Below are 11479 nucleotides of genomic sequence, written 5' to 3' on the forward strand. Positions count from 1 at the left end.
CCGCCTGCCGTATTTCGAGAAAAATATGGCTGCCAAGACCTACCGCGTAAGCGGCGGCGTTCTGGATAGTGAAGACATTCCTCTCCAAACGGTGGAGGTGTTCTCCCCGATTGAAGAAGGACGAGTGATTAAGCTGATCGCCAACGGCAATATCGACAAATCGGTCAAGCATATCACTCAGGCTGATATTATTTCCTCGATCAGCTACTTTATTAATCTTCTGCACGGTATCGGCAACACCGATGATATCGACCACTTGGGCAACCGCCGCCTGCGTTCCGTGGGCGAGCTTCTGCAGAACCAGTTCCGTATCGGTCTTTCCCGGATGGAACGCGTGGTGCGGGAGAGAATGTCGATTCAGGACGCGAATGCGATCACGCCGCAGGCGTTGATTAATATCCGTCCGGTTATCGCGTCGATCAAGGAGTTCTTCGGAAGCTCCCAGCTGTCGCAGTTTATGGACCAGACGAACCCGCTTGCGGAGCTGACGCATAAACGCCGTCTGTCTGCGCTCGGTCCGGGCGGTCTGACACGTGAACGCGCGGGCTTTGAGGTGCGCGACGTCCATCACAGTCACTACGGCCGGATGTGTCCGATCGAGACCCCGGAAGGTCCAAACATCGGTCTGATCAACTCCTTGTCCACTTTCGCCCGCATTAACGAATACGGCTTTATTGAAGCGCCGTACCGTTGGGTCGATCCGAAGACGGGTCAGGTCACGGAACAAATCGATTACCTCACGGCAGACGAAGAAGATAATTACGTAGTCGCTCAGGCGAATGCCGAGTTGACGGAGGAAGGCGCGTTTGCGGATGAGATGGTTATCGTTCGTTACAACAAGCTGTCCGACAACATCACGACAATGCCGAGCAACCGAGTGGATTACATGGACGTTTCGCCTAAACAGGTTGTATCCGTCGCGACGGCGCTCATTCCGTTCCTTGAGAACGATGACTCCAACCGCGCGCTGATGGGTTCCAACATGCAGCGTCAGGCCGTTCCGCTGCTCATTCCGAAAGCGCCGCTTGTCGGTACGGGAATGGAGCATAAATCGGCAAAAGATTCGGGCGTATGTATCGTCTCCAAATATGACGGTATCATCGAGCGCTCTTCTGCCAACGAAATCTGGCTGCGGCGTGTTGAGACTGTAGAAGGCAAAGAAGTTAAAGGCGACATCGTTAAATATAAATTACACAAATTTATGCGTTCGAACCAAGGAACTTGCATTAACCAGCGTCCTCTCGCTAAGAGAGGCGATATCGTCAAGAAAGGTGACATTCTGGCGGACGGTCCTTCCACGGAGATGGGCGAATTGGCTCTTGGCCGTAACGTAGTCGTTGCGTTTATGACTTGGGAAGGCTACAACTACGAGGATGCTATCCTGCTGAGCGAGAAGCTGGTGAAAGAGGACGTATATACTTCGATCCATATTGAGGAGTACGAATCCGAAGCGCGGGATACGAAGCTCGGACCGGAAGAGATTACGCGTGACATTCCAAACGTAGGCGAAGAAGCCCTTCGTAATTTGGATGAGCGCGGCATTATCCGGATCGGTGCGGAAATCAGCGCTGGCGATATTCTCGTCGGCAAGGTTACGCCAAAAGGCGTGACGGAACTGACGGCGGAAGAACGCCTGCTGCACGCGATCTTCGGTGAGAAAGCCCGCGAAGTGCGGGATACCTCCCTCCGTGTTCCTCACGGTAGTGACGGTATCATCGTCGACGTCAAAGTGTTTACTCGCGAGAACGGCGACGAGCTGCCTCCTGGCGTCAACCAGTTGGTTCGTGTCTATATCGCTCAGAAGCGTAAAATCTCCGAGGGCGATAAAATGGCCGGACGTCACGGCAACAAGGGTGTCGTAGCCCGTATTCTGCCTGAAGAAGACATGCCATTCCTGCCGGATGGAACACCGGTACAGGTTGTGCTCAACCCGCTGGGCGTTCCTTCGCGGATGAACATCGGGCAGGTGCTTGAGGTCCATCTCGGGTTCGCCGCCATGCGTCTGGGCATCCACGTCGCAACCCCGGTATTCGATGGAGCGCGTGAGTATGACGTGTTCGACACGATGGAAGAAGCCGGCATGCAGCGTAATGGTAAGACCATCCTGTATGACGGACGGACAGGCGAACGTTTTGAGCGTGAAGTTACGGTCGGCGTCATGCACATGATCAAGCTGGCGCACATGGTAGACGATAAAATCCATGCCCGTTCCACAGGACCATACTCGCTCGTTACGCAGCAGCCGCTCGGCGGTAAAGCCCAATTCGGCGGACAGCGCTTCGGCGAGATGGAAGTATGGGCGCTTGAAGCATACGGCGCCGCCTATACGCTGCAAGAGATTCTGACTGTTAAATCCGATGACGTTGTCGGACGGGTGAAGACATATGAATCCATTGTCAAAGGCGAGAATGTGCCGGAGCCGGGCGTTCCTGAGTCCTTCAAAGTATTGATCAAAGAGCTTCAGTCTCTCGGTATGGACGTCAAAATCCTGAGCGGTGACGAGCAGGAGATCGAAATGAAAGAACTGGACGACGAGGATGAGACTTCAAGCGACAAGCTGAGCCTCAATCTGGAAGGTGCGGAAGTCGGAGTGGAATAAATTTTCCCCATACAGTGAAGCGGCTCTTAGAGATTAAGTGCTCTGCGGCGACGCTGAACTGCTGAGGATAAGAATAAAGCGGCAGCGCCATCCTTTCGCGGGGTGGCCTTCCGTTGTATATGACCGCAGCTTCTCCCGCTGCAAGGAGTAGGGAGAGGAACGGCGGCACCAAATCAGGATCAGGTTAAGGAGGGTTGCTCCTTGTTGGACGTAAACAATTTTGAATTCATGAAAATCGGGCTGGCTTCCCCGGAGAAGATTCGTTCTTGGTCCCGCGGAGAGGTTAAGAAACCGGAAACCATCAACTATCGCACACTCAAGCCGGAAAAAGAGGGTCTTTTCTGCGAACGGATCTTCGGACCGCAAAAAGACTGGGAGTGTCATTGCGGCAAATACAAACGCGTCCGTTATAAAGGCGTAGTCTGCGACCGCTGCGGCGTCGAAGTCACACGCGCCAAAGTGCGCCGTGAGCGTATGGGCCATATTGAGCTGGCTGCTCCGGTTTCGCATATCTGGTATTTTAAAGGCATTCCGAGCCGCATGGGTCTCGCGCTTGATATGTCTCCGAGATCGCTGGAAGAGATTATTTACTTCGCATCTTATGTCGTAACCGATCCCGGCGATACGCCTCTGGAGAAGAAACAGCTGCTGTCCGAGAAGGAATACCGCAGCTACCGCGAGAAGTACGGCTACGGCTTCCAAGCGAGCATGGGCGCGGAAGCGGTCAAGAAGCTGCTTCAGGATCTTGATATCGAAAAAGAGCTGGAATTCCTTAAGGAAGAGCTGCGCACCGCTCAAGGCCAACGCCGGAACCGTGCGATCAAGCGCCTTGAAGTGATCGAAGCTTTCCGCAACTCCGGCAACAAGCCCGACTGGATGATCATGGACGTTCTCCCGGTTATTCCGCCGGAACTGCGTCCTATGGTACAGCTAGACGGCGGACGTTTCGCTACGTCTGACCTGAACGACTTGTACCGCCGCGTAATCAACCGCAATAACCGTCTGAAAAGACTGCTTGACCTTGGCGCTCCGGATATCATCGTGCAGAACGAGAAACGGATGCTTCAGGAAGCCGTCGATGCTCTGATCGACAACGGCCGCCGCGGCCGCCCGGTAACGGGCCCAGGCAACCGTCCGCTGAAATCGCTCAGCCATATGCTGAAAGGTAAGCAGGGCCGTTTCCGTCAGAACCTGCTCGGTAAACGGGTCGACTACTCCGGCCGTTCCGTTATCGTCGTAGGTCCTTACTTGAAAATGTACCAATGCGGCCTTCCTAAGAAAATGGCGCTGGAACTGTTTAAGCCGTTCGTCATGAAGGAACTGGTTAACAAAGGACTTGCCCACAACATTAAGAGCGCGAAACGCAAAGTCGAGCGCGTAAGCCCGGAAGTTTGGGATGTGCTTGAAGAAGTCATCAAGGAGCATCCGGTTCTGCTGAACCGTGCCCCCACGCTTCACCGTCTCGGTATTCAAGCGTTTGAACCGATTCTGGTAGAAGGCCATGCCATTCGTCTTCATCCGCTCGTATGTACGGCGTACAACGCTGACTTTGACGGTGACCAAATGGCCGTGCACGTTCCGCTCTCTGCGGAAGCGCAGGCGGAAGCACGCATCCTGATGCTGGCGTCCGGCAACATTTTGAACCCGAAGGACGGCAAGCCAGTCGTTACCCCTTCCCAGGATATGGTTCTTGGTTCCTTCTATCTGACCATGGACAACAAGGAAGAAAAGGGCAGCGGCATGATTCTCCGTACCGTGAACGAAGCGGTTTCCGCTTATCAGCGCGGCACTGCCGGTCTTCATGCGCGCGTAGCCATTCCGGTCAAGGCGCTTAATAAGACCAGCTTCACCGAGAAGCAGCAGACCGCTATGCTGATCACAACCGTCGGCAAAATTATTTTCAACGAAATTTTCCCGGCAAGCTTCCCTTACATCAACGAAGCGACACGCGACAATCTGCTGCAAGGCACGCCCGAGAAATATTTCATTTACGAAAAAGGCGCCAATATCCATGAACTGATCGATGCGGTTCCGATCGCTGGCGCTGTCGGCAAAGAATATCTCGGCTCGATTATCGCCCGCTGTTTCGAAATTTACCATACGACCAAAACATCGGTCATTCTGGATAAAATCAAGCAGCTTGGCTTTACCTACTCTACCCGTGCGGGTGTAACGATCGCTGTATCGGACGTAATCGTTCCTGAAGAGAAGAAAGCCATTCTGAAGGAATCCGAGGAGAAGGTCGACGTTGTTGCCAAGCAATACCGCCGCGGTCTCATTACTAATGAAGAGCGGTATGACCGCGTCATTGAGATCTGGTCCAAGACGAAAGACGATCTGACGAACGTGCTTATGAAATCGATGGACCGTTTCAATTCCATCATGCTCATGGTTGACTCCAAAGCTCGGGGTAACAAATCGCAGATCACCCAGCTTGGCGGCATGCGCGGACTGATGGCGACGCCATCGGGCCGGATTTTCGAACTGCCGATCAAGGCGAACTTCCGCGAAGGTCTGACCGTCCTCGAGTACTTTATCTCTACTCACGGAGCGCGGAAAGGTCTGGCGGATACGGCGCTTCGTACCGCTGACTCCGGTTACCTGACACGCCGTCTCGTAGACGTGGCCCAGGACGTAATCGTCCGTGAGGATGATTGCGGCACCGACAAAGGATTTACCGTTAGCCGTATCCAAGACGGCAAAGAGGTTATCGAGGATCTGTATGACCGTATTGAAGGCCGCTACTGCTTCGAGACCGTCCGCCATCCTGAAACAGGCGCAATCATTGTGCATCGCAATGATCTGATTGATTCCGATAAAGCGGAAGAGATCGTCAAAGCCGGCGTAGGTAAGCTGCAAATCCGCTCCGTACTGAGCTGCCGTGCCCGTCACGGTGTCTGCAAGAAGTGCTACGGACGCAACCTGGCGACCGGTAAGCACGTTGAGATCGGCGAAGCCGTCGGCATTATCGCCGCACAGTCCATCGGTGAACCGGGAACACAGCTTACTATGCGTACGTTCCATACCGGGGGCGTTGCGGGCGATGATATCACGCAAGGTCTTCCGCGTATCCAGGAGCTGTTTGAGGCGCGTAACCCGAAAGGGCAAGCGACCATCAGTGAAATCGACGGCGTCGTGAAGGAAATTCGCGAAGCGAAGGACCGCCGCGAAATCGAGGTTCAGGGTGAAGCGGAATCGAAAGTCTACTCGATTACCTACGGATCACGTCTCCGCGTAAGCGAAGGAGATGAGGTCGAGGCTGGTGACGAACTGACCGACGGTTCCATCGATCCGAAAGAAATGCTGCGCATCAAGGGGATCCGCGGCGTGCAGAACTATATCCTCCAGGAAGTTCAGCGCGTATACCGGAACCAGGGCGTAGAAATCAACGACAAGCACGTTGAGGTCATGATTAGACAAATGCTGCGCAAAATCCGCATCATTGATGCCGGTGACACTAACCTGCTGCCTGGCTCCTTTGCGGATATCCATGAATACGAAGCGGCGAATAAGGAAGTCATCCTGTCCGGCAAAGAGCCGGCGGTTGCGAAGCCTGTGCTGCTCGGTATTACGAAAGCGTCGCTGGAAACAGACTCCTTCCTTTCCGCAGCATCGTTCCAGGAGACCACGCGCGTGCTGACCGATGCGGCCATCAAAGGCAAAGTCGACCAGTTGCTCGGCCTCAAGGAGAATGTTATTATCGGTAAGCTGATTCCTGCCGGAACGGGCATGAACCGCTACCGTAATGTCAAATTGGTCAATCCGGAAGAAGAGCAAAGCGAAGAGGAAGCTTTGGAAACTGTTCCGGCTGAATAAAGCAAAAATTCTCTGTTGGACTATCTGCGCCGGTGCTATCTTTTTTAAGCCCGGCGCAGAAGTCTGCAGTGAAATATTTTTGAGATTTTCTTGACACCGTTTGGCGGCAGTGATAATATGTTATAGGTGCGTGAGTATCCTTGTTATCTTTGTTCATTGGAGGGTTTTGTAATGACTGATGATAGAGGACTACGGGACGCTCAGATCAAGATCGGCACCAAGCAAACCGTCAAAGCGGTGGAGATGGGCCAGGCCGCAGAAGTCTATGTGGCGGAAGACGGAGATCCCAGGCTTACTTCAAGAATCGTTAGTCTTTGCGATAAGCATGGCGTCAAGTTGACTTATGTCGATACGATGCAGCAGTTGGGCAAGGCCTGCGGAATCGAAGTGGGCGCTGCAATGGCAGCCGTCTTAAAATAATAGCGTGAAGAACTGTTTTTGTGTCGTGAGAGTAACTCCGGTGGCAAAGACTTTTCATTTGTTCTTTTATGAACCGCCTGGGTCTGTGGGCTTAGCGAGAAGGTTTATAAGAGATCATTATTAGAGGAAGGGGGTGGCACAACAATGCCAACTATCAATCAATTGGTTCGTAAAGGCCGTCAAGCCAAGATCGAAAAATCGAAATCGCCTGCACTGCAAAAAGGATTCAACGCCCTGAAGCGTGAGGCTACGGATTTGAGTGCTCCGCAAAAACGCGGTGTGTGCACTCGCGTAGGTACTATGACTCCGAAGAAACCGAACTCTGCACTTCGTAAATATGCCCGTGTTCGCTTGACGAACCGCGTAGAGGTGACAGCTTATATTCCGGGTATCGGACATAACCTGCAAGAGCACAGCGTGGTGCTGATTCGCGGAGGCCGGGTTAAAGACCTTCCGGGTGTTCGTTACCACATCGTTCGCGGCGCGCTGGATACAGCAGGCGTGAACAACCGGATGCAATCCCGCTCCAAATACGGCGCGAAACGTCCGAAAGCTAAGAAATAATTAAATGAACGAATAAGAACAATCTAACGAAAGGGGGATATCCATGCCACGCAAAGGTCCAGTTTCCAAAAGAGACGTACTGCCGGATCCGGTGTATAACAGCAAACTGGTTACTCGTTTGATTAACCGTGTAATGCTGGATGGTAAAAGAGGTGTCGCTCAAAGCATTCTGTACAACGCGTTCAAGTTGATCGAAGAACGTACGGGGAAAGACCCAATGGAAGTATTTGAAGCAGCCATCAAGAACATCATGCCGGTTCTCGAAGTTAAAGCCCGCCGTGTCGGCGGCGCGAACTACCAAGTGCCGATCGAAGTTAAACCGGAGAGACGTACTTCCCTGGGATTACGTTGGCTCGTGAACTACTCCCGCAACCGCGGTGAGAAGACGATGGAAGAGCGTTTGGCGGCTGAGATTATCGATGCTTCCAATAACACAGGCGCTTCCGTTAAGAAACGCGAAGACACGCACAAAATGGCCGAAGCGAATAAAGCATTCGCTCACTACCGCTGGTAGGATCAAGGTCAATCAAATAACTTCAATTTTGAAGGGAGATCCCATTCATGGCAAGAGAGTTCTCCTTGAAAAATACACGTAATATCGGGATCATGGCGCATATTGACGCCGGTAAGACAACCACCACAGAACGGATTCTTTTCTATACAGGCCGTACGCACAAAATCGGTGAAGTTCACGAAGGTGCGGCAACGATGGACTGGATGGAGCAAGAGCAGGAGCGCGGAATTACGATTACTTCCGCCGCTACCACTGCTGCGTGGAAAGGTCACCGCGTCAACATCATCGACACCCCGGGACACGTTGACTTCACCGTTGAAGTTGAACGTTCCCTTCGTGTATTGGACGGGGCAGTAGGCGTTTTCAGTGCAAAAGAGGGCGTTGAGCCTCAGTCTGAAACTGTTTGGAGACAGGCTGACCGTTATGGCGTTCCCCGGATCGCCTATGTTAACAAAATGGATATCATCGGAGCGGATTACCTTAACGTAGTTAAGGATATGCGCGAGCGTCTGCAAGCAAATGCGGTTGCCATTCAACTGCCGATCGGTGCCGAGAACGACTTTATCGGTATCATCGACCTGATCGAGCAAAAAGCCCATATGTACAAAGACGATCTTGGCCGTGATATTGAAGTGACGGATATCCCGTCCGAATTCCTGGATCAAGTCGAAGAGCTGCGCAACGAGCTCATTGAGAAAGTTGCGGAACTCGACGAAGATCTGACCATGAAGTACCTGGAAGGCGAAGAGATTACCATTGACGAAATCAAGGCTGCACTGCGCAAAGGCGTAGTGGAAGTTAAGATTTTTCCGGTAATCTGCGGTTCTTCTTACCGTAACAAAGGGGTTCAGCTGATGCTGGACGCTGTTATCGACTTCCTGCCGGCTCCGATCGATGTTCCATCGATCAAAGGTCATCTTGAAGATGGTACGGAAGCCGAGCGTCACTCTTCGGACGAAGAGCCGTTCTCCGCGCTGGCATTTAAAATCATGACTGACCCTTATGTTGGTAAGCTGACGTTCTTCCGCGTATATTCTGGTATTCTGGAGTCCGGATCTTACGTTCTGAATGCCACAAAAGGTAAACGTGAGCGTATCGGACGTATCCTGCAAATGCACGCGAACAGCCGCCAGGAAATCTCTATTGTATATTCCGGCGACATCGCTGCAGCCGTAGGTTTGAAAGACACCGGAACAGGTGATACACTGTGTGATGAGAAGAATCCGGTTATTCTCGAATCGATGAACTTCCCGGATCCGGTTATCGAGATCGCAGTTGAACCTAAGACGAAGGCCGACCAAGACAAAATGGGCGTTGCTCTCGGCAAACTTACTGAGGAAGACCCGACGCTGCGCGCGCACACCGATGAAGAAACGGGACAAACGATTCTTGCCGGTATGGGCGAGCTTCACTTGGATATCATCATCGACCGTATGCGTCGTGAATTCAAAGTGGAGACCAACGTTGGTAAACCCCAGGTTGCTTACCGTGAGACATTCAGAGCTCCGGCCCGCGTCGAAGGCAAGTTCGTTCGTCAGTCCGGCGGTCGTGGTCAGTACGGTCACGTATGGGTTGAATTCGAGCCTCTCGAGGCAGGTACCGGTAGCCAGTTCGAAAGTAAGGTTGTCGGCGGTTCCGTACCGAGAGAATACATTGCCCCTGCGCTTGCAGGTATTGAAGAGCAAATGAAGAACGGCGTTATCGCCGGCTTCCCGCTCGTTGATGTCAAAGCAACCATCGTTGACGGTTCATACCATGATGTCGACTCCAACGAAATGGCGTTCAAAATCGCCGGCTCGATGGCGCTTAAAGCAGCCAAAGACAAGTGTAAGCCTGTCCTGCTTGAGCCAATCATGAAAGTGGAAGTAACAGTGCCTGAGGAATACATGGGCGATGTTATGGGTATGCTGAACTCCCGCCGCGGACGGATCGAAGGTATGGATTCCCGCGCCGGAGCCCAAATTATCCGTGCGAAAGTGCCTCTTTCTGAAATGTTCGGTTATTCCACTACCCTGCGTTCCGGTACACAAGGCCGCGGCGTATTCTCGATGGAACTCTCTCATTACGAAGAAGTTCCTAAATCCATTGCGGACGAGATCGTGGCTAAGAACAAAGGCGCAGAGTAATCCATGTTTTACTTGCCGTCCGATTGGTTCCTTTCAGTCATCATAGAGTCAGCTAAAGATCGGACGGCTCCAATAATTAAGAACCCATATTAAGGAGGAACTGTTCAAATGGCAAAGGCTAAGTTTGAACGTACTAAACCGCACGTTAACATCGGTACTATCGGTCACGTCGACCATGGTAAAACGACTCTGACTGCTGCAATCACAACTGTATTGTCCAAAAAATACGGCGGTGCCGCTGTAGCATTCGACCAAATCGACAAAGCTCCGGAAGAGCGCGAACGTGGTATCACCATCTCCACAGCTCACGTTGAATATGAAACTCCTAACCGTCACTACGCACACGTAGACTGCCCTGGACACGCCGACTATGTTAAAAACATGATCACCGGCGCAGCGCAAATGGACGGCGCTATCCTGGTTGTATCCGCAGCTGACGGCCCAATGCCGCAAACTCGCGAGCACATCCTGCTGTCCCGCCAAGTAGGCGTTCCTTACATCGTCGTATTCCTGAACAAATGCGACATGGTTGAAGACGAAGAGCTTCTGGAACTGGTTGAAATGGAAGTTCGCGACCTGCTGAACGAATATGAATTCCCGGGCGATGACACTCCAATCACTCGCGGTTCCGCTCGTGAAGCTCTGCAAAACCCTGACGGCGAATGGGCTGCCAAGATCGTTGAAATGTTCGAAACGATCGACACTTACATTCCGCTGCCAGAACGCGACACTGACAAGCCTTTCCTTATGCCTGTCGAGGACGTATTCTCCATCACTGGCCGCGGTACCGTGGCAACTGGCCGCGTAGAACGCGGAACGGTTAAAGTGGGCGACGAAGTTGAAATCGTTGGTATCCAAGAAGAAACGAAGAAATCCGTCGTTACCGGCGTTGAAATGTTCCGTAAACTGCTTGACTCCGCTCAAGCTGGCGACAACATCGGCGCTCTGCTTCGTGGTGTTGACCGTAACCAAATCGAACGTGGACAAGTATTGGCTAAACCGGCTTCCGTTAAGCCACACACTGAGTTCACTGCTCAAATCTACGTCCTGACCAAAGAAGAAGGTGGCCGTCATAAGCCTTTCTTCACTGGATACCGTCCTCAGTTCTACTTCCGTACAACTGACGTAACAGGTATCATCAACCTGCCAGAAGGTACTGAAATGGTAATGCCTGGCGACAACATCACAGTAACTGTTCAACTGATTTCCCCGATCGCTATCGAAGAAGGAACGAAGTTCTCCATTCGTGAAGGCGGCCGTACAGTTGGAGCCGGTACTGTAGCTACAATCCAAAAATAAGTTCGGACTCTTACTCTTTAAGAGGAAGATAAGGACTTACAAGCAGGGACTCTTCATAATGAAGGGTTCCTGTTTTTTTATTTATATTTTCTAAATACTATTAATAATAAAAATTTAAAAATAATTTAACTCGTGTATTCA

General features: G+C 52.1%; 7 protein-coding genes. All 7 read left to right on the plus strand.

The annotated features are described in order from the left end of the window. On the plus strand, positions 1 to 2599 hold a 2599-nt coding region (rpoB, locus tag L691_RS0125345; protein ID WP_025693018.1), incomplete at its 5' end, for a DNA-directed RNA polymerase subunit beta. Between the two features lie 201 nt (positions 2600 to 2800). Next, entirely contained in the window at positions 2801 to 6415 is a 3615-nt protein-coding gene (gene rpoC / locus L691_RS0125350) for a DNA-directed RNA polymerase subunit beta' (RefSeq protein ID WP_025693019.1), read from the plus strand. 171 nt (positions 6416 to 6586) lie between these two features. Further along, positions 6587 to 6835 carry a ribosomal L7Ae/L30e/S12e/Gadd45 family protein gene (locus L691_RS0125355; RefSeq protein WP_025693020.1) on the plus strand — a complete coding sequence of 83 codons (249 nt, stop codon included), beginning with the start codon at positions 6587 to 6589 and terminating at the stop codon, positions 6833 to 6835. A 144-nt stretch (positions 6836 to 6979) separates the two neighbouring features. Continuing rightward, positions 6980 to 7399 carry a 30S ribosomal protein S12 gene (gene rpsL / locus L691_RS0125360; RefSeq protein ID WP_025693021.1) on the plus strand — a complete coding sequence of 140 codons (420 nt, stop codon included), beginning with the start codon at positions 6980 to 6982 and terminating at the stop codon, positions 7397 to 7399. A gap of 43 nt (positions 7400 to 7442) precedes the next feature. After that, positions 7443 to 7913 carry a 30S ribosomal protein S7 gene (rpsG, locus tag L691_RS0125365; protein ID WP_025336679.1) on the plus strand — a complete coding sequence of 157 codons (471 nt, stop codon included), beginning with the start codon at positions 7443 to 7445 and terminating at the stop codon, positions 7911 to 7913. Positions 7914 to 7960: 47 nt separating this feature from the next. Next, complete coding sequence (fusA, locus tag L691_RS0125370; protein ID WP_025693022.1) at positions 7961 to 10039, plus strand: elongation factor G; 2079 nt, start codon at positions 7961 to 7963, stop codon at positions 10037 to 10039. A 108-nt stretch (positions 10040 to 10147) separates the two neighbouring features. Then, positions 10148 to 11338, plus strand: coding sequence for an elongation factor Tu (gene tuf / locus L691_RS0125375; protein ID WP_025693023.1), 1191 nt, complete (start codon positions 10148 to 10150; stop codon positions 11336 to 11338). The last annotated feature ends 141 nt before the right edge of the window (positions 11339 to 11479 follow it).

The sequence above is a fragment of the Paenibacillus zanthoxyli JH29 genome, from assembly GCF_000520715.1.
Lineage (GTDB): Bacteria > Bacillota > Bacilli > Paenibacillales > Paenibacillaceae > Paenibacillus_AQ > Paenibacillus_AQ zanthoxyli.

What these genes read in the sequence shown, in the direction of transcription:
- tuf (WP_025693023.1), top strand. Translation starts at nt 10,148, where the DNA reads ATGGCAAAGGCTAAGTTTGAACGTACTAAACCGCACGTTAACATCGGT.
- rpsL (WP_025693021.1), top strand. Translation starts at nt 6,980, where the DNA reads ATGCCAACTATCAATCAATTGGTTCGTAAAGGCCGTCAAGCCAAGATC.
- rpsG (WP_025336679.1), top strand. Translation starts at nt 7,443, where the DNA reads ATGCCACGCAAAGGTCCAGTTTCCAAAAGAGACGTACTGCCGGATCCG.
- L691_RS0125355 (WP_025693020.1), top strand. Translation starts at nt 6,587, where the DNA reads ATGACTGATGATAGAGGACTACGGGACGCTCAGATCAAGATCGGCACC.
- fusA (WP_025693022.1), top strand. Translation starts at nt 7,961, where the DNA reads ATGGCAAGAGAGTTCTCCTTGAAAAATACACGTAATATCGGGATCATG.